16 protein-coding genes and 3 pseudogenes are annotated in these 18,668 nt (G+C 33.4%); 16 read left to right on the top strand and 3 right to left on the bottom strand.

The window, feature by feature from the left end; all coding sequences use genetic code 11:
* On the top strand, positions 1–1,305 hold the full coding sequence (locus ON07_RS00615; RefSeq protein WP_010227342.1) for a 5-methylcytosine restriction system specificity protein McrC: 1,305 nt from the start codon (positions 1–3) through the stop codon (positions 1,303–1,305).
* 669 nt (positions 1,306–1,974) lie between these two features.
* Here the strand turns inward: ON07_RS00615 and ON07_RS16790 are convergent.
* Positions 1,975–2,205, bottom strand: coding sequence for a D-Ala-D-Ala carboxypeptidase family metallohydrolase (locus tag ON07_RS16790; protein ID WP_262486209.1), 231 nt, complete (start codon positions 2,203–2,205; stop codon positions 1,975–1,977).
* Positions 2,165–2,377, bottom strand: a complete 213-nt coding sequence (locus ON07_RS17885) for a D-Ala-D-Ala carboxypeptidase family metallohydrolase (RefSeq protein WP_050915825.1) — start codon at positions 2,375–2,377, stop codon at positions 2,165–2,167. Before ON07_RS17885 ends, ON07_RS16790 begins: the two co-directional genes overlap by 41 nt.
* A 206-nt stretch (positions 2,378–2,583) precedes the next feature.
* On the opposite strand from ON07_RS17885, the gene ON07_RS00605 reads away from it, so the two are divergent.
* The 7 genes from ON07_RS00605 to ON07_RS16715 all read left to right on the top strand — a co-directional run bounded on the left by ON07_RS00605 (position 2,584) and on the right by ON07_RS16715 (position 7,613).
* Positions 2,584–3,642, top strand: coding sequence for a patatin-like phospholipase family protein (locus tag ON07_RS00605; protein WP_010227338.1), 1,059 nt, complete (start codon positions 2,584–2,586; stop codon positions 3,640–3,642).
* An 89-nt stretch (positions 3,643–3,731) separates the two neighbouring features.
* On the top strand, positions 3,732–4,151 hold the full coding sequence (locus ON07_RS00600) for a hypothetical protein (RefSeq protein WP_010227336.1): 420 nt from the start codon (positions 3,732–3,734) through the stop codon (positions 4,149–4,151).
* Between the two features lie 179 nt (positions 4,152–4,330).
* Positions 4,331–5,182 carry a S1 family peptidase gene (locus tag ON07_RS00595; RefSeq protein WP_010227334.1) on the top strand — a complete coding sequence of 284 codons (852 nt, stop codon included), beginning with the start codon at positions 4,331–4,333 and terminating at the stop codon, positions 5,180–5,182.
* On the top strand, positions 5,160–5,534 hold the full coding sequence (locus ON07_RS00590; RefSeq protein WP_010227332.1) for a hypothetical protein: 375 nt from the start codon (positions 5,160–5,162) through the stop codon (positions 5,532–5,534). Before ON07_RS00595 ends, ON07_RS00590 begins: the two co-directional genes overlap by 23 nt.
* A 970-nt stretch (positions 5,535–6,504) precedes the next feature.
* A complete protein-coding gene (locus tag ON07_RS16725; RefSeq protein ID WP_029331273.1) occupies positions 6,505–6,825 on the top strand; it encodes a hypothetical protein in 321 nt (106 codons plus the stop codon).
* Positions 6,826–6,950: 125 nt separating this feature from the next.
* Entirely contained in the window at positions 6,951–7,205 is a 255-nt protein-coding gene (locus tag ON07_RS16720; protein ID WP_029331272.1) for a hypothetical protein, read from the top strand.
* Between the two features lie 234 nt (positions 7,206–7,439).
* Complete coding sequence (locus ON07_RS16715) at positions 7,440–7,613, top strand: hypothetical protein (protein WP_202799485.1); 174 nt, start codon at positions 7,440–7,442, stop codon at positions 7,611–7,613.
* 459 nt (positions 7,614–8,072) lie between these two features.
* Here the strand turns inward: ON07_RS16715 and ON07_RS00570 are convergent, their stop codons facing one another.
* Entirely contained in the window at positions 8,073–9,851 is a 1,779-nt protein-coding gene (locus ON07_RS00570; protein ID WP_010227330.1) for a vWA domain-containing protein, read from the bottom strand.
* A 509-nt stretch (positions 9,852–10,360) separates the two neighbouring features.
* Between ON07_RS00570 and ON07_RS00565 the strand changes: the two genes are divergently transcribed.
* The 8 genes and pseudogenes from ON07_RS00565 (at position 10,361) to ON07_RS16785 (ending at position 18,546) form a co-directional block, all read left to right on the top strand.
* The gene (locus ON07_RS00565) at positions 10,361–11,302 is read left to right on the top strand and encodes a ribose-phosphate pyrophosphokinase (RefSeq protein ID WP_010227328.1); all 942 of its coding nucleotides are present in this window, start codon (positions 10,361–10,363) and stop codon (positions 11,300–11,302) included.
* A 121-nt stretch (positions 11,303–11,423) separates the two neighbouring features.
* Positions 11,424–12,062 (top strand): 50S ribosomal protein L25/general stress protein Ctc, encoded by a 639-nt coding sequence (locus ON07_RS00560; RefSeq protein WP_010227327.1) that lies wholly within the window; start codon positions 11,424–11,426, stop codon positions 12,060–12,062.
* A 196-nt stretch (positions 12,063–12,258) separates the two neighbouring features.
* Positions 12,259–12,885: an aminoacyl-tRNA hydrolase gene (pth, locus tag ON07_RS00555; protein WP_010227326.1), complete on the top strand. Its 627-nt coding sequence runs from the start codon at positions 12,259–12,261 to the stop codon at positions 12,883–12,885.
* Between the two features lie 7 nt (positions 12,886–12,892).
* Positions 12,893–13,832, top strand: a pseudogene (locus ON07_RS14015) (bifunctional riboflavin kinase/FAD synthetase).
* Positions 13,822–15,142 (top strand): annotated as a pseudogene (locus ON07_RS14010) (HTTM domain-containing protein). The pseudogenes ON07_RS14015 and ON07_RS14010 overlap by 11 nt, the downstream one beginning before the upstream one ends.
* A gap of 53 nt (positions 15,143–15,195) precedes the next feature.
* Positions 15,196–16,466: pseudogene (serS, locus tag ON07_RS14005) on the top strand (serine--tRNA ligase).
* 291 nt (positions 16,467–16,757) lie between these two features.
* Positions 16,758–18,266: a tetratricopeptide repeat protein gene (locus ON07_RS14000; protein WP_237708812.1), complete on the top strand. Its 1,509-nt coding sequence runs from the start codon at positions 16,758–16,760 to the stop codon at positions 18,264–18,266.
* Positions 18,229–18,546 (top strand): tetratricopeptide repeat protein, encoded by a 318-nt coding sequence (locus tag ON07_RS16785; RefSeq protein ID WP_237708811.1) that lies wholly within the window; start codon positions 18,229–18,231, stop codon positions 18,544–18,546. Before ON07_RS14000 ends, ON07_RS16785 begins: the two co-directional genes overlap by 38 nt.
* Positions 18,547–18,668: the final 122 nt, after the last annotated feature.

Here is an 18,668-nt window from a genome sequence, read left to right as displayed (position 1 = left end):
ATGATTGTCGTAAACGAGCATCATGGTTATATAAAAGAAAATTCTTTACTTGATTTGAGTGAAGAACAAATGGCTTCATTAGAACAAGGTAATTTCACTCAATACTTTAAGCGATCAAATAATGACAGCGAGCTTTGTTTTGATATTCAGTTTAATGAAAATGACGAAGCTTACAGACTAAATTCAAGTTATATCGTTGGTGTTAACTGGATTGTAAAAGACAAACTACCTATCTACATCAAGCCGAAATTAAATAATGATACTTCTGAGGTAGATTATTTATCAATGCTTTTTGAGGCCTTAAAAGAAACCGAGAATATAAACCATTTAGATAATCTATACATCATTGATTTTAATGCTCCTTTAATCGAAATAGAGCAACAACAGGATATATTAAGTCCATTATTAATTATAGAGTTTTTAACCATCTTAAAAAAGATTGTAAGAAAAGGACTTAAAAAGTCTTATTACGATGTTACTCAAAACTTAAATACAAGAGTAAAGGGTAAAGTTTTAGTGAATGCTTCTGTAAAAAAGAATCATACAAAAAGTAAAATGCATTTTAACTACTGTAAGTATCAAGAATTTGGCTACAATTCTATTGAAAACAGACTTTTAAAAAGAACTTTAGAGTTTGCTCAAGCTGTAATTTCAAATCATAAATCTTTATCCTCTGAAAGTACAAAACAACTTTTCAATTATATAAGTCCGGCATTTTATAGTGTTTCATCAGATATTAGTTTAAAAGAAGTAAATAATTTAAAACACAATCCGTTTTTCAAAGAGTATAAATATGCAGTTCAAATTGCCAAAATAATTTTGAAACGTTTCTCTAACAACATTTCACAAGTAAGCGAGACAAAATATAGAACGCCTCCTTTTTGGATAGATATGCCAAAGCTCTTTGAACTTTATCTATTCAAGAAATTAAAAGAGGTTTTCCCATTAAGAAACGAAGTGATTTATCATGAAAAATTTAATTCTTTAGAACCTGATATTTTGTTGAATTCTAAAGACATTATGTTCAAAGTTATTATTGATGCAAAATACAAGCCGAGATATGAAAATGGAAGTATTTCTCATCAAGATGCTGCACAAATAAGTGGGTATGGACGATTAAAATCTATTCGTAAAGAACTTAAAATTGAAGATACTAACCTATTGGCAGATACCTTAATAATCTATACTAGTAACAATTCCGAAAATAAAGATATTATAAAAGAAAATTTATTATCTCAAGAAGACAAAAGATATACTAAACTGTATAAGTATTCGATACAAATACCAATAATAAATCAATTTTGATATCACAAATACATTATATAGTGGCATTTTAAATATCTACTTTCAACTACATGCAAATTCTCCCATTACGCAAAAAAAAATACTAAATTCACTCGATAGTAAGAGATTCCAGTTTTGTTTACTACTAAATATATTCATTTCGCACCAACCTATCGGAAAACTTGCAATTACTTAAAACAGGATTTTTTGTACCAGGACAGGCAACTGAATAGCAGAGAAGAAAGAAATCTTTTTTAAAAAAAGATGTGAAGAATTGGAAATAACAACTGTTTATTTCCAAAATCTTGATTGACGACAAACTTAAATAAAAAGGAAAAGTTATTTCAGACTAAATCTTTTAAGAGTTGGTCAAGTGTGAGAGAAGGAATTGGTTTTTAAATATCTAAAAAATTTTTTTTGGATGGAGAATGAGATTATCAATATTAGAGCTGTCTCATATTGTGCCTGAAATATTTCATTGTAAATTCCATTAAAGAGATTTCTTTAATAATAACGTGAGATAATCAGAGAAATTTACATATTAAAGAAATTACCGTTAAAATCACAAAGGACTAAATATTGGGTGATATTTTTTTCTATTACACCTCATATTCTCTTAGATCCAGTATTTTTCGGAAGTGGAAACTTCTGTACTTGAAAGAAATTAAAAATAGGCGCTGATTTTATTGGTTATAAAAGGTTTTTAAACCGAGAAGAATCATTCCATAAAACTAATTCTCCTCTAATATCGTAATGAATAAAACCATTATATAATCCTATTCCGCCTTCCCGGATTTTGCCTTTTTCAATGAGGCTTAAAATAATAATGCCCATTTCCTTAGAGGAATAATTTTTAGAAACTAAATCAGCTGCCAAACCTTTAAGATGATACGAATTTGGTTTTCCTTTTACTTTTTTTATTATGAGTTACGCTTCTGTATCCACTGGAAATGAAAATTGGTTCTTCTATCGCTTCACGTATCGATTGGAGATTTGAAGCTAATAATCTAATATTGGTCAATATCTTTTCTGGCATAGATGATCCATCGCGGCAATCGAATTCTTCCTTGTAAAAATTTTCAGTTAGTTGCATTTATTTAGCTATTTAAATCTGATCTACACTAAGTTTTAACCATTCTATATTTTTTTAGGATCCTCTCAATCCAACTAAAAACACTTCAAATTAAATTTAATTAACTATAAGCTAACTATTTAGGGGGTTTTCCCCCTTTTTATGAATTAGAATATTTTATAATTTTAGAAAACACCAATTACTTTTTATCCTTTAAATAAATTCAAATGCCAGATTTAAAAATTTTATCGATTGATGGTGGAGGAACACGGGGTGTAATTCCAGCTACCATTCTTAATCTAATTTTTAAGGAGACTAATAAACATCCCAGAGAGATTTTTGATCTGCTAGCAGGAACTTCTACAGGAGGTATATTGTGTACAGGCTACTCCTTTGGAATTTCTACTGAAGAAATGCTTTCCCTTTATCTGGAAAAGTCATCCGAAATTTTTTATGATTCGGGATGGGATGATCTTAGAGATGGTTTTGGGAAAAACCTTGGAGCTGATTATTCTAATAAAAAATTTAAAAAAATATTAGAAGAAATATTCGGAACAAAAACATTAGGTGATGTAAGAGAACAAAATTCTAATGGTAAAGCAAGGTTAATGGTATGTAGTTTTGATCTCAATCCAGAAGAGAAAAATTCAGAGACTGATAAAAAGCCCAGACCAATTAATTTCCGACCCAAGGTATTTCACAGTGATTTTTTACGTGATCAGGAGGTTAGCCTTGTAGACCTATGCTTAATGACATCAGCAGGTCCTACCTATTTTCCCATTTATAAGGACCATGTTGACGGAGGGGTATCCTTAAATAATCCCGCAATGGCAGCCCTGGCTTATGCAATAAATAAAAGGGATGACGGCATAAAAGAATATAGACATCCTGATGGAAAAGAAAAAGGTCTAGGTAAAGAGATTAAAGATTTACAGATTTTTTCACTTGGTTGTGGAAGCTCCAATAAAAACTATATTCCTCCTGCAACTATTAAGAGAAAAAAGAATGGAGATTGGGGTAATCTACAATGGGTTAAATACCTCCCTGATATGCTTACGGAAACAAATATTCAAGCATCAGATTATTATGTTAACCAACTTCTAGGACCGGAACAATTTAAAAGAATTCAGCTTTATTTTGATACCCCAGATGCTCCAAAGCTTATTCGAGGAAAATCTTTGGGTTTAGATGTTAAGCGGAAAGATTTATTAAAGGCAATGGTTGAGTATGCTACAATTTTTTACGAAAAAGAAAAAAATAGCATTTTAGATTTTCTAGAAGTTTAGATGTGTGAAATACTTTTATTGTAAGATTATTTAACCCTATTAATTAAATACTGCAGAAAATCTAGATGTGCATTTAAAAATATGAATCTATGAAATTAATAAATACGATTTCGCTGTTATTCTGTGGTCTTTCAATCGGCTGGTTAATAGGTTTGTCCGCATCAGCAGTTATTCAAACAGTAATTAGTTCAATTTTAGTAATAATTACAAGTGTGGTAACCTTATTATTCAGTTTTGAGAACGGATTAGTCAAAGATCAATTGAATGATAGAATTGGAGTAATAAATATTTTACCTCTGACACTTTTTTTGGTAGGGCTTTCTATTTCTGCAACAATAGGTTTGTACGCAAGAACAAATGATTGGTTTGGTGTTAATCCCAAAAATTTTAAAAATAAATGGGAACTAAAAGATAAAGATTCAAGTGGAATAATAAATAATCTCTACAATTCTCTGCATAATCAAAAAGACGAAAAAAAACAATATAAATCGAGGTGTTCTATTCAGTAATTCTGAATTATGCAATGATTTATTAGAAGTTGAGGATACTGAAACTTTAATATCGGCAATACAATTATTAGGTCCCGAATGGCAAATATTTGTTGATTCCGTTAAAAATAATGTCTCTCAACAGGAGCAAATTTTGGTTTTAAAGAAAAAAATTAAATTAGGTTGCAAATAGTCATATTATGTATTTTAAAATTATACAATTACTGTTTTTACTTCTTTTTTATATAACTGCTTATAGTCAAGATTGGTCCGATTTAAATAAATCAGTTGTAAAAGTTGTCTATTCATGTCAAGATATTGGAAAAGCCAAATCTGGAACAGGATTTGTCTGGAAAAAAAATAATCAAATTATTACGTCTTTACATTTAGTAACTGGAAATTGTACAAATGGTAATATTTATATTTTCATTCCCAAGAATGATTCTTATACAGAAGGTGATTTCTACAGTGCCAAAATTATTAAAATATTAAAATCAGCAGATTTGGCAATGCTTCAAGTTAATATACCAGAGCTTATACCTTTAAGTTTAATTAGCTCCAATTTGTTTGTCAAACAAAAAGTAGATGTTATTGGTTATCCACTAGGTGCACCAAGTAAAAGAAGTATTGAATTAATAATCCCGTTTAATGAGAGTAAGACACTCAGACCAAATATTCCTTCAAGCATTGTTTCAGAACTAAACAAAATGAACTTCAATTCTAACCTAGAAGTTGTCCACTTCCAAGGATCTCTTTTACCTGGCCTCTCAGGAGCTCCTATTTTTAATAATCAAGGACAGGTAATTGCAGTTGGTAATGGGGGTCTCAATAGGGGGCAAGTCGACATTTCTTGGGGGATACCTTCTTCAAAAATTATAGATCTTGAAAACTCAACTGAAGATCTCAGTAGCATTGACAATATCTTTAAAATAAGTTCTGAAATTGCATTTTCTTTTGAGATTTCAATGGATATTAATAATCTCGGTGATGATTTCTTAAAGCAAGAAAAAAAAAATATTACAGAAGGATATGTTTCAAATCCAAGATCTTGAATTCTACAAAGTGGCAAATAAATCATTTTCAGAAATTTTGAAATATTCCAATGATCAAGCGGCAATAGTTCATTTGATAAATATTTTTCAAAAGACTGATCTAACAAATACAGAATTTGATATCTATAGAAATTTTGAGACAGGGGCCACTTTTGTACTACCTAAAGATTACAAAGTTGTTGGAAGGGGAAATGCAATTGAGTTTCAAACCTCGAATGAAGATCTAAGCATAAAATTAAATTATCACAAGCTAGTGAAAAGTTACGATATGATGGACGAGCTATGTAAAAATGGCAGACTCAATCGACCTATAGATTCCACTTCTTTCTGGCAAAAAAAACTCAAATTATAGTTACACTAATCCCATAACAACTTATGACGGTCAGTTTATTAATCGAGAAGCCTTTGCAAGGAATACTTTTGCAAATAATTCAAACAATATTGAACAGTTATCCTTTCAATTTATTACGACTGCAAAAAAAAATAATGACCTATTTTTTCTTTCATTAACAGATGAGAATGGTAATACTGAATATTCTCAAAATTTGTCCCTTTGTTTTCAAGATCCTAGTGGCTCTAATTGTTTAGAGGTTTTTAAAAAATGGAGTGAAATAGCTAAATTGGTTATGTGTCAATATTTATTCTCATTTTCAACTTAAATTAAAAATTTATTGAATATAGAGCGGATATTTCCACCAAAGCTTGTAAATAATTCTTGAATCTTCTTAAAATTTTACGGAATTTTAAGCTTATTTTTATTCAAAACACTATTTAAATTCAGCTTAATGGAAAATCTTAAATGGGTTAATGCTATAGAAAAAATAAAAATATTGATCTTTCTTTATGTTTGTAAAATGAATATTTTACTATTTTAATTTGAACTAATACAATAAAGTGAATTCACGAAAGAAAAAATCATGAATAAAAAGGAGTAATTTTTATGGCTATTTTTTGTGTTAGTTTCTTGTACCATTTTTGTACCTCGGCGTACAACCCATTAATAGCAAGGATTTAATATTTCTGTATTGGGTGAAATAAAACAATGCCCAAAAACTTACGGCCATCTATTCGAAGAAAACTCTTAACTTCCCGGGAACCTTAGTCTTGAGCCCGCAAGTCTTCTTCTATACGTCCTCAACCCGCCAGACTACAAGCTTTAGCTACAAGTATTTCACGGAAATATATCACTTACGATGCCCGGAACACCCAGAAAATATATAAAAGAGCCTTAAGAATATTACAAGAAAAACAAGACTTAAAGCCAAAGGGATGCCTAAGTTGTTGAAGTTGTTTTTTAAAAATCTGCTTTTATTATTTCCTCTATGGGGATTCTCACAGCAAAACGACAACCTTGTCGAACCTTTTATTCCTTTAGAAAAGACCGGGCTCCTAAAAAATATAAATATCAATTGATTGCCTATTATGAATACATGGCCTTGTTATCTTATAATTTCATAAAGATAGAAAGATTAGGGAAAAAGAAAGAAAATCCCTATCAAGGACCTTGGGATCCATACGTCAGAGATATTGATCCAACAATACTAATTAGTGAAACAGGAGTTATGATGATGAGCCGCAACAAGAATTCTGGTGAGTTAATAACAAAATTCTTAACTGGAATTCTACAAACGAAAACTGGGTAAGTGATTCAGATGTCTTACATAATAGGGAAGATATTATTCAGATAAAAGATGATAAAGGTGAAGAGTGGTTAGTTTTGGAAGGTTACCCCTCTTGGTCAGAACCAAAAAAAAATCGGTGAAGAAAAATGGGATCAACTGAAAAAGAGCTTTGGTTTCATATTAGAAGTTATCTTGTTAAAGATAAAGATGTTGAATTCAATTCATTTAAAGATTGGACTAATGAACAGGAATTTATGGGACGTTGGATACCTGAAAGTGGTGGTAGATATGAAATGTTCAGCAGAGAATATTATTGTTCGCCTGCGCAGGACTATTTTATGTCTGAATATTACGGAGGAAGTGAATGGACAAAAGTTTACGACAAGAAATCAGGGAAGTAAGTAGCAGAGGTTAATGTAACTGCACAAGGCTTTTTATGGGAAGAAGAATTTGACAAATCGAAAGAAAAAACTATTAGCTTTTTAAAACCAAGTACTGTTATTTATAAGGGTATATATTTAAAATACAGCCAAAGAGAAGGAGAATTTATTGACAGCTCTAAAGTGGCACAGTGTTTTGCACCAAATGTTTATCATAATTAGAAATCTTACTTGCTTGTTCGAAAACATTCTTTTTTGAAATTTAGAAATGAGAACAATTTAAATATTGTTTGGACAGTATTGGGAGAAAAACAAATAATTGGCGGTCGATTATTCGGAACTAATTACCTAGAGCAATTGGAATTAAGCGGAGCGTACTATTTTGACAATGAAGAATTGAAAGGAGCGATTAATACAACAAACACCTAACTCAAGCATTCATACACATTGGCAAGTCGCTAGAGACAACTTTACAACAAAAACTTATCAGACAGTATGGTTTCTCCAACGCTGAAAATCGAGATAAAAATAAAAAAACGCTATACAACATGAATATAAAAAAATAGTGTTTTGGTGATTAAATCCACTATTTGTCAAATACATGACCGTTTTACGCAAGCTTGACTCCTCCTTAAATAGGTGGAACAAAAATTAAGAATATTTTTTGGATGAAAAACAAGATAATGATATAAGAGCTGTCTCACAGCAACCCTTAATCGTTAAAACTATGTTAAAGGTGTCTAATTCGGGGACACTCCTATATTCAATGCTTGGATAGCCCAATGTTAAAGGCGTAAGCAAATTTCCAAACACTCCCGCCTCGAGTACTTAAAAACCCCTTCATATTTTGAAGGGGTTTTTTGTTTTTAATTATAGATGTACCCAAACTTATTTTTCAGTTGGATTACTCAAACTCTCATAGCTTTTTACTAGTCGGATAAATTCAGCTCTGTAGCCATCTTTATCTTCTCCTCTTCCTTTTTCTGCAAGTTCTAATACCGAGAATATTTGTTTTCCATTGGTGAATTCAGATTCACTAAGATTCATTCCAAACAAAGCAACGGCTGATATAAAATTGAAATCTGTAGAAGGAGATTTTTCTGAGGATAATTTTACAACGCTTTCTATTAATTTGCTTTTCTTTCCATCAGGTTCCTTGTACCTAAATTTTACCGTAAGTAACTCTTCAGAATTATTTCCTTTAGACACTTGTCGGGTATATTTATAATCATCGATACCTTTTAGATATTCACTTTTAGTACCAGGTGGAATTATTTCGTAAACAGCTGTTACATTATGTCCGCTACCTAATTCTCCAGCATCTTTTTTATCATCTTTAAAATCCTCATCATTTAATAATCTATTTTCATAACCTATCAAACGAAAGGCTTCAACATTTTCTGGATTAAACTCAACTTGAATTTTCACATCTTTAGCTATGGTATAAATGGTTCCACCAAACTCGGTTCCCAAAACTCTTTGAGCTTCTTGCATAGAATCTATATAGGCATGATTTCCATTTCCGGCTTGAGCCAAGGTTTCCAGTTTAGAGTCCTTATAATTTCCCATTCCGAAGCCAAGGGCGGTTAAAAAAACTCCACTTTCTCTTTGCTCCTCTATTAAATCTTTCATTGCGCGATCGCTTTGAAGTCCTACATTGAAATCACCATCAGTGGCAAGAATAACGCGATTATTACCATTTTTGATAAAATTATCACGTGCTATCTGGTAAGCTAGCTCAATGCCTTGCCCGCCAGCAGTAGAGCCGCCGGCATTCAAGTTATTTAAGGCCTCTTTAATCTTATTTTTTTGATCTCCCGAGGTTGGTTCCAATACAACCCCAGCGGCACCGGCGTAAACCACAATGGAAATTTTATCTTGCTCTCTTAACTGGTTAGTTAATAGGCTAAATGCAGACTGTAACAATGGAAGCTTATTTGGTTGACCCATAGATCCTGATACATCTAGAAGAAAAACAAGATTAGATGGAGGAACATTATCTAATGGAATCCTTTTACCTTGTATTCCAATTTTTACAAGCTTGGTAACACTGTTCCATGGAGTCTGTATAAGCTCGGTCTGAATTGAAAACGGAACATGGCCCGTTGGCTGCTTATAATCATAATTGAAATAATTCACCATTTCTTCAATTTTCACAGCATCTTTTGGAATCTTAATACCGTTATTGATCATTCTTCGAATGTTGCTATAACCTGCTTTATCTACATCTATCGAAAAGGTGGAAAGCGGTGATGCCTTTACTAGTTTGAATTTGTTTTCCTCAATTTCTTTATAGGATTCATTTGCTGTGATTGGGCGATTAGTATTGGATTGACCTCGGATTCTTATACTTTTCCCGTAACCGGTGACTATTACTTCTTCCAAACTAGAATTGTCGCTTTCTAGTTGCAAATTGATCACATCTTTAGTTTTTATAGTAACTAGTTTCGCTTTAAAGCCTATATAGCTAAAGACCAGAACATCACCTTTTTCGGCGTCTATAGAGTAGTTTCCATCAAAATCAGTTTGAACCCCGTTGGAGGACCCCTTAATTATAATATTTACGCCCGGTAATGGTAAACCTTGGCTATCAGTGACTTTTCCTGTAATTGTTTTTGCCTGAAAATTAAGACTGATGAAGAAAACTAAAAAGTAAATTAATTTCATAGTAGAAAGTTTAATTAATATTTTCAGCTGTAAGGGAGACTGAGGATTAGAATTATTTACATATTCTTACAATTTTTAAGCCGAAACCACTTAATTGTTATTTAATATTGAATATTATTTAATAAAACTATTATTAGATGTAAAATAATTAAAATATTCAATATTAAGTCATTTTAATTTAGACAGAATTGAGATAAATAATTATTATATTACTTCACGATTGGTAGATGCAGAATAACTTATCCTAACCTTCACACTTTACTTTAATTATTCTTAAACCTCAAAACCCCTTCATCCTTTGAAGGGGTTTTTTGTTTCCTATTTTTTTTCTCAATACTAGTCCATAATCACCTTAAATCTAGATGTATTAGTGGGTTTAGGGCTAGTGTTTTAACAGCTAAAAAAATTAAAAACATTCTAAGGGTTCCTTTAGTAATGGCAGGGAATAAATTTATAAATTTGGGGCACGCAACAAAACCATAGTTTAACCCTATAAAACACAACACCACATGCCAAATGTAATTCCCGATGCCAAAATTTTTAATTGCACCCAAAGTAGAGCACTAGCTGAAAAAATTGCTGCAGCCTACGGAGCACCACTGGGAAATGTTATAACGAGTACTTATAGCGATGGTGAATTCCAGCCTTCTTTCGAAGAGTCAGTTCGAGGTTCTCGCGTCTTTATCATTGGATCTACGCATCCCGGAGCAGATCACCTTATGGAAATGTTATTGATGTTGGATGCAGCTAAAAGAGCTTCAGCAAGACATATTACTGCGGTGCTTCCTTATTTTGGATGGGCTAGACAGGATAGAAAGGACAAACCTCGAGTTCCTATAGCTGCAAAAATGGTGGCTAGTATTTTGGAAACTGCCGGTGCCACGAGGATTATTACTATGGATCTGCATGCAGATCAAATTCAAGGATTTTTTGAGAAACCAGTAGATCATTTATTTGCATCTACCGTGTTCTTACCATATTTAAGAAGTTTAAATCTCGAGAATCTTACAATCGCTTCTCCAGATATGGGAGGTTCTAAGAGAGCTTACGCGTATTCTAAAGCTATGGAAAGCGATGTGGTAATTTGTTATAAGCAGCGCGCTAAGGCTAATGTGATTTCTCATATGGAACTCATTGGAGATGTATCGGGGAAAAATGTGGTTTTAGTAGACGATATGGTAGATACTGCCGGTACGCTTACAAAGGCTGCAGATGTAATGATGGAAAAAGGAGCTTTGAGTGTACGTGCTATTTGTACCCATCCAATACTTTCGGGACAGGCCTATAATAGAATTGAGAACTCACAATTACTGGAGCTAATTGTAACCGATTCTATCCCATTAAAGCAAAAATGTGATAAAATTAGAGTTGTTAGTTGTGCCGATCTTTTTGCAGATGTTATGTCTCGGGTACATCACAATAAATCCATCAGTTCTAAATTTATAATGTAAACATAGGAATTGAAACTAAGTCCTGCTTTTTGCGAAATTTGCAAGGCATTTAAATAATTCCATTTCAGTATTTTATACTAGCGAAAAAAAGTCGCACCTTTGCACACTAAAATTTTTTATAATGAAATCAATCACGATCAACGGATCTAAAAGAGAAAGCGTAGGTAAAAAGGAAACTAAAGCCTTACGTAATGCTGGAAAGGTTCCTTGCGTAGTATACGGAGGAGGCGAACCATTACATTTTTCAGCAGATGAAATTGCCTTCAAAGACCTTGTATACACAGCCGATGTGCATACAGTGGTAATTGCTTTGGAAGGTGGGGATAAAATTGACGCTGTTCTTCAAGACATCCAATTTCACCCGGTAACCGATGCTATCCTACACATGGATTTCTATCAAATATATGACGACAAGGAAATCACTATGGAAATTCCTGTGCATACTAAAGGTACTGCGCGTGGAGTTAAAAATGGTGGAGTTTTACGTTACAACTTACGTCGTTTAAAAGTGAGAGGTCTTCCTGGAAATCTTCCAGATTTTATCGAGGCAGATGTTACTCCACTTAAAATTGGAAACAAATTGTATGTTACAGCGGTAGCTAGTGACGATTATACAATCAATCACCCAGATAACACTGTGATTTGTCAAGTTAAGACATCTCGTAACATTGTTGCTGAGGATGAAGAAGATGAAGATGCAGTTGCTGCAGACGAAGTTCCAGCTACTGAGGTAGATGATTCTGCTGCTGTAAAAGAGTAATCTTTCATTTAGCATAAAATTTTAAAGCATTCCTATTCCGATTCGTTCGGGACTCGGAATGCTTTTTCATTTATAAATAATTCATGCCTAAGTTTCATGTTTTTTCTGAAGCTTTCGAAAGACTTTATTAAATGTTTCATCCAAAATTGGTGAGGCGAAGAATATTATTAATTTTATCTTTACCAAAACAAATTCCATGTTGGCATTCTTCGGAAGAATTTTTAGTAAAAAACCAAAAGAGGAAGAAGTAGACCCTATGAAGAAATTCTTGATTGTTGGACTAGGAAATATTGGTCCTAAATACCATAATACCAGACATAATATTGGTTTTAAAGTAGTAGATTATTTAGCTGAAAAAGAAGGTGTTTCCTTTACAACAGAAAAACTTGGAGATATTGCAAGCTTCCGGTTTAAAGGAAGAACTTTTATATTGCTGAAGCCAAGCACGTATATGAATCTTAGTGGGAAAGCGGTAAATTATTGGCTAACAAAAGAGAAAATTCCTTTGGAGAACCTACTGGTAGTTACAGATGATTTAAATCTAAATTTTGGAGCCATGAGGCTTAAAACCAAAGGTAGTGATGGCGGACATAATGGATTAAAAGACATTCAGCTTCAGTTAAATACAACAGCATATAATAGATTTAGGTTTGGAATAAGTGACGAATTCTCTAAAGGTCGTCAAGTAGATTATGTATTAGGAGAGTGGTCTTCAGAAGAAGAAAAAGATCTTCCAGAGCGCTTGGAAAAGGCAGCCGAACTCATAAAATCTTTTGGTACAGCGGGAATAAGCATTACAATGAATACTTTTAACGGTAAATAAGAGTCACTTGAAAGAACATTTAGGAGCATATACTTTTAAAAGTGAATATCCAACGGTAATCACCATCGGTACTTTCGATGGAGTACATGCCGGACATCAAAAAATTATAGAAAAATTAGTAAACACTGCCAAACTCAGCAATATGGAGTCGGCAATACTTACTTTTTTTCCGCATCCTAGAATGATTTTGCAGAAGGAAAGCGATATAAAGCTTATTAACACGATAGATGAACGCAAAAAAAATACTTTCCAATTCCGGGATAGATCATTTAATTATTCACCCTTTTACACATCAGTTTTCCAGACTTACTGCCCAAGAATTTGTTCGGGATATTTTGGTGAATAAACTTAATGCGAAAAAGATTATTATTGGATACGATCATAGATTTGGGAGAAATAGAACAGCAGATATCAATACCTTAAAAGAATTCGGGAAGGAATACGATTTCGAAGTAGAGGAAATTGGGAAACAAGAGATAGAAGATGTTGCGGTAAGTTCTACTAAAATCAGAAAAGCGCTGATGGAAGGAAAGGTCGAAAAAGCGAATCGATACCTTCAACAACCTTTTATGCTTACGGGAACTGTGGTAAGAGGAAAAGGTTTAGGGAAAGATTTTGGATATCCAACAGCGAATTTAAAAATTGAAGAAAAATATAAATTAATACCGAAAAACGGGGTGTATGTGGCGCGTGCAATTATAGATGAAATCCCATATTTTGGAATGATGAATATTGGCACCAATCCTACTGTAGGTGGAACAGAGCAAACTATTGAAACTTATTTTTTTCTATTAGATCAAGATCTTTACGATCAAAAACTTGAGATTCAATTACTTGCCAGAATTCGAGATGAAAAGAATTTCGAGTCTATAGATTCTTTAAAAAGAGCAATGAAGCAAGACGAAGCATTTAGTTCGCAGTTTATCAAAGATAACTATGTTGAATAAATTCCTTTTCACCCGTATAGATAATTCTGCACTGGTGGTTTTCCGCGTATTTTTTGGGTTGCTAATAGCTTTAGAGGCTTTTGGAAGTATCGCGACCGGTTGGATTAAGCGAACTCTTATAGAGCCACAGGAAACTTTCAATTTTATAGGTTTCGAATTTCTACAACCGCTGCCAGGGAACGGAATGCTTTATTATTATGGATTAATGGGTGTATTTGGTTTACTTGTAATGGTAGGTTATAAATACAGATTTAGCATATTTTGTTATGGTATTATGTGGGCCTCCGTCTACCTGATGCAAAAATCTTCATATAACAACCACTATTATTTATTGATGCTTCTGTGTGGGATTATGTTCTTTTTACCGGCTCATAAAAATGTTTCTATAGATGCCTGGAGAAATAAATCCTTAAGAGAAATATCCATGCCTCGTTGGGTTTGGCTGTTTATTGTGTTTCAAATGTGGATCGTTTATACCTATGCATCGGTAGCAAAATTATACCCAGACTGGTTTAACGGGGAGTTTCCAAGAATTTTAATGAAATCTAAAGCAGATTATTGGTTAGTGGGAGATTTGCTTCAGCAGGGATGGGCACATATGAGTATTTCTTGGTTTGGATTTTTATTCGATTTATTAATAATTCCTTTGTTACTTTATAGAAAAACTAGAGTTCCAATATTTATTGCTGCTATATTTTTTCATCTTTTTAATAGTTTCATATTTCATATTGGGATCTTCCCATATCTCTCCCTTGCATTTATGTTGTTCTTTTTTCCTTCTGAAAAAATAAATAAATGGTTCCTAAGAGGAAAAAAGAAGTATTACGATGAGAAGGAAGTTATTGTGCCGAAGTACCGAAATGCATTTATAGCAGTGCTTTCAATTTGGTTTATTTTTCAGCTTGGCTTACCATTAAGACATTGGTTTTATGAAGATGATGTTTTATGGACAGAGGAAGGCCACCGACTTTCATGGAGAATGATGCTACGCAGCAAAAGCGGAAGAAGTGCTTTTAAAGTGGTAGATAAGGATACCAAAAAAAGTGGAATATATAGATAAAAAGAAATACTTGTCTATAAAGCAATTACGCGCCATAAGCTCGAAGCCAGATATGATTTGGCAATTTTCACAACGTCTCAAACGGGAATATGCTAAGAAAGGGCAAGATGTACAGGTATTTGTAGACTCTAAAGTCAGTGTGAACGGTAGGCCATATCAGCAATTTATAGATCCAAAAGTAGATCTTGCAAATGAGAAATGGCAACATTTTAAGCACCACGACTGGATTTTACCTTCTAAATTAGACTGATATTTTTACTTGCTTTTGCTACATTTGCTGCTTACTAAAAATTAGTTGGCCTTATGTTACAAGTAAGCAATATTAGAGCGCATAAAGAGGGATATATTAAAGCCCTTAAAAAAAGGAGTTTCCCTGCTGATGATGTCTTTGAAGAGATCTTAACTTTAGATGAATCCCGCCGCTCCACACAAACGCAATTAGATGAAACTTTGGCCGAATCCAATCAGCTTTCCAAAGAAATTGGGATGCTGTTTAAATCTGGTGAGCAGCAAAAGGCGAATATTTTAAAAGAGAAAACCTCTCAATTAAAAGATAAATCTAAAGAACTTTCAGAAAGTTTTAATGAAACAGTGGCCAAATTAGAGCAACTGCTTTATACTGTTCCAAATATTCCAAACGATCTTGTTCCTGCAGGAACTTCAGAAGATGATAATGAAGAGATTTATAAAGAGGGAGATATTCCTGTATTGGCAGAAGGTTCTATGCCGCACTGGGAATTAGCGAAGAAATACGATATCATAGATTTTGAACTTGGTAATAAAGTTACCGGTGCAGGATTTCCTGTTTATAAAGGTAAAGGAGCGCGATTACAACGAGCCTTGATCACTTATTTCCTTGATAAGGCAGTAGACGCCGGATATACTGAATATCAATTACCATTAATGGTTAATGAGGCTTCAGGATTTGGAACCGGACAATTGCCGGACAAAGAAGGCAGATGTATCATGTTACGGAGGATGATCTTTATTTGATTCCTACTGCAGAGGTGCCGATGACGAATCTTTTTAGAGATAGAATGCTTACCGATGCAGATTTCCCTATTTTATGTACGGGTCATACTCCTTGTTTTAGAAGAGAAGCGGGATCTTACGGAGCGCATGTAAGAGGTTTAAATAGACTACATCAATTTGATAAGGTAGAAATTGTTCGTGTTGAAAAACCGGAAAATTCTTATGCTGCTTTAGATGTTATGGTAGAGCATATTAAAGATTTATTGAAAGATCTTAAATTACCATACAGAATTCTAAGGTTGTGTGGGGGAGATCTTGGATTTACCGCTGCATTAACTTATGACTTTGAAGTGTTCTCAACAGCACAGGATCGTTGGTTGGAAATAAGTTCTGTGTCCAATTTTGAAACTTTTCAGTCGAATAGATTGAAGTTGAGGTATAAAGATAAAGATGGTAAAAAGGAATTGGCGCATACTTTAAACGGAAGCGCTTTAGCATTGCCAAGAGTACTTGCCGGAATTTTGGAGAATTATCAAACGCCGGAAGGTATTAAAGTGCCGGAAGTGTTGGTAAAGTACACCGGATTCACAATGATCGATTAAATCCCTCATTGAGGGTTTTATTCTCCGAGGTTTGCTTCGAGGTCCTAGATTTTGAATTGGTTGTCCGTAGAGTGTAATAAATTGATAAGAGGCGTCATTCTGAACTTGTTTCAGAATCTCACAATATTATATATCAATAAAATAAATTGAGACCCTGAAATAAATTCAGGGTGACGAGATAGCTATTATGACATAAAACGGATATGCATGATATTTCAAGAGCCTTTCTTATAAAGCGCTTTTAATCTTATATAGCTATTCCCAAACACCGCATTTTGTTATCTTTACAAAATGCGGTGCTTTCTTTACATAGCCTTATTTTTTATAGGCATTCAGAGCGTTTTTGGCCAGTCAGATCAATTGGCGCAGAAATATCTGGATCAGGGTGAGTATGCAAAAGCACTAAGTGTATATCAAAATTTAGTAAAAGAAGCTCCCGGAAATTCCAATTATTTTATGGGTTTGGTAATATCCTATCAACAGTTGGAGGATTTTGCAATGGCGGAAAGTTTATTACAGGAGCGGCTTAAAAACACCAACAATAATCCAAGTATTTTAATAGAATTAGGTCATAATTACGAGCTTCAAAATAAACCGGAGCTTGCCAAAATACATTATGAAAAGGCATTGAGCGCTTTAAATGAGAAAGTGAATTATGCGTATTCCATCGCCCGTAATTTTGAAAAATATAGCTTATTGGATTATGCAGAAAAGGCTTATGTTTTGGGGATGCAACTAAACCCGGAAATGAATTTCGACCTTCCTCTTGCCAGAATTTATGGGGAGCAAGGAAAATTAGATGAAATGTTTGCCGCTTACCTAGAGTTGATTACAAAGCAACCAGAGATGGCAATTAATCTTATGCGAGAATTTGATCGTTATATTGTAGAAGACGCTTCAAATTCGGCAAATATTGCCCTTAGAAAACAATTGCTTCAAAAACTTCAAAAAACTCAGGAGCTTACATATAGCGAGTTATTGGCATGGCTATTTATTCAGCAAAAAGATTTTGACAAGGCTTTTCTTCAGGAGAAAGCGATCTATAGAAGAAATAATCAAGATTTGCAACGTATCATTCAGCTAACAGTTTTAGCTAAGTCTGAAGGCGATGTAGAAACCGCAAAGGAAATAGTCTCTTTTATTATTGCTGAAACTAATTCTCCCTCAATTTTGATTCAAGCAAATCAATTATTGCTAGATATGAAATTGAGTACCGCAAAAGATTCAGATTTTAAAAATATCGAAAAGGATTTTGAAAAAGTGCTTTTAGAATTTGGAAGGGGATTGGAAACGATGGCGATTCAAATAGACTATGCCAATTTTCTGGCTTTCAAAATGAATAAAATTGAAGAAGCCAAACAATTGTTGAATACACTTTCTAAAAGTCCATTAAATAATTTTCAGCAAGCCGCTATCAAAATGGTTTTGGCGGATATTTTGGTATTGGATCAAAAATTCAATCAGGCATTAATTTATTACTCACAGGTTCAAACCTTAGTAAAAAATAATGAAATTGCACAAAATGCACGTTTTAAAGTGGCAAAAACCAGCTATTTTAAAGGGGATTTTGCTTGGGCACTCACGCAGTTAAACGTACTAAAAGCTTCTACCACTCAATTAATTGCTAATGATGCGTTGGAGTTGAGTTTGCTAATTAAAGAGAACAGTCTGGAAGACTCCACCCAAACTGCACTAAATTTATATGCCAAAGCCGATTTGTTGGCCTTTCAGAATAAAACAGATGCTGCCATTGCAGTGTTAAATGATATCTTGCAAAACCATAAAGGCGAAAAAAATTGAAGATGAAGCTTTATTAAAGCAAGCAGAATTATTTAAGGTTTCTGAAAATTGGGTGCAGGCAGAAGGGAACTACCTGAAGATTTTGGAGTTTTACGGGGAAGATATTTTGGCAGATAATGCTACTTTTTTTCTGGCAGAATTATATGATAACCAGTTAAAAAATGCTGAAAAAGCAAAGCAGTATTACGAGCAGATTATTTTTAATTTTCCCGATAGCATCTATTTTGTGGATGCCCGTAAAAAATATAGGTCGTTACGAGGAGACTCATTGGAGCAGTAATCGTGAGGTGATTTTGTAAACTATTAAAATTGTCAAACTGAGCCTGTCGAAGTTTGGTTGAACCTCAAACACGAAGTCTTCGACAAGCTCAGACTGACAAAGTATGATTTTAAGATAAGACT

This window comes from Gillisia marina (genome assembly GCF_000258765.1).
Classification (GTDB): Bacteria; Bacteroidota; Bacteroidia; order Flavobacteriales; family Flavobacteriaceae; genus Gillisia; species Gillisia marina.
Note: the sequence above shows the minus strand (reverse complement) of the source record. Positions and strands in the feature narration are given on the sequence as shown.

What these genes read in the sequence shown, in the direction of transcription:
- ON07_RS00615 (WP_010227342.1), top strand. Translation starts at nt 1, where the DNA reads ATGATTGTCGTAAACGAGCATCATGGTTATATAAAAGAAAATTCTTTA.
- ON07_RS17885 (WP_050915825.1), bottom strand. Translation starts at nt 2,377, where the DNA reads ATGCAACTAACTGAAAATTTTTACAAGGAAGAATTCGATTGCCGCGAT.
- ON07_RS00605 (WP_010227338.1), top strand. Translation starts at nt 2,584, where the DNA reads ATGCCAGATTTAAAAATTTTATCGATTGATGGTGGAGGAACACGGGGT.
- ON07_RS00600 (WP_010227336.1), top strand. Translation starts at nt 3,732, where the DNA reads ATGAAATTAATAAATACGATTTCGCTGTTATTCTGTGGTCTTTCAATC.
- ON07_RS00595 (WP_010227334.1), top strand. Translation starts at nt 4,331, where the DNA reads ATGTATTTTAAAATTATACAATTACTGTTTTTACTTCTTTTTTATATA.
- ON07_RS00590 (WP_010227332.1), top strand. Translation starts at nt 5,160, where the DNA reads ATGTTTCAAATCCAAGATCTTGAATTCTACAAAGTGGCAAATAAATCA.
- ON07_RS16725 (WP_029331273.1), top strand. Translation starts at nt 6,505, where the DNA reads ATGGGGATTCTCACAGCAAAACGACAACCTTGTCGAACCTTTTATTCC.
- ON07_RS16720 (WP_029331272.1), top strand. Translation starts at nt 6,951, where the DNA reads ATGGGATCAACTGAAAAAGAGCTTTGGTTTCATATTAGAAGTTATCTT.
- ON07_RS00570 (WP_010227330.1), bottom strand. Translation starts at nt 9,851, where the DNA reads ATGAAATTAATTTACTTTTTAGTTTTCTTCATCAGTCTTAATTTTCAG.
- ON07_RS00565 (WP_010227328.1), top strand. Translation starts at nt 10,361, where the DNA reads ATGCCAAATGTAATTCCCGATGCCAAAATTTTTAATTGCACCCAAAGT.
- ON07_RS00560 (WP_010227327.1), top strand. Translation starts at nt 11,424, where the DNA reads ATGAAATCAATCACGATCAACGGATCTAAAAGAGAAAGCGTAGGTAAA.
- pth (WP_010227326.1), top strand. Translation starts at nt 12,259, where the DNA reads ATGTTGGCATTCTTCGGAAGAATTTTTAGTAAAAAACCAAAAGAGGAA.
- ON07_RS14000 (WP_237708812.1), top strand. Translation starts at nt 16,758, where the DNA reads ATGCGGTGCTTTCTTTACATAGCCTTATTTTTTATAGGCATTCAGAGC.
- ON07_RS16785 (WP_237708811.1), top strand. Translation starts at nt 18,229, where the DNA reads ATGATATCTTGCAAAACCATAAAGGCGAAAAAAATTGAAGATGAAGCT.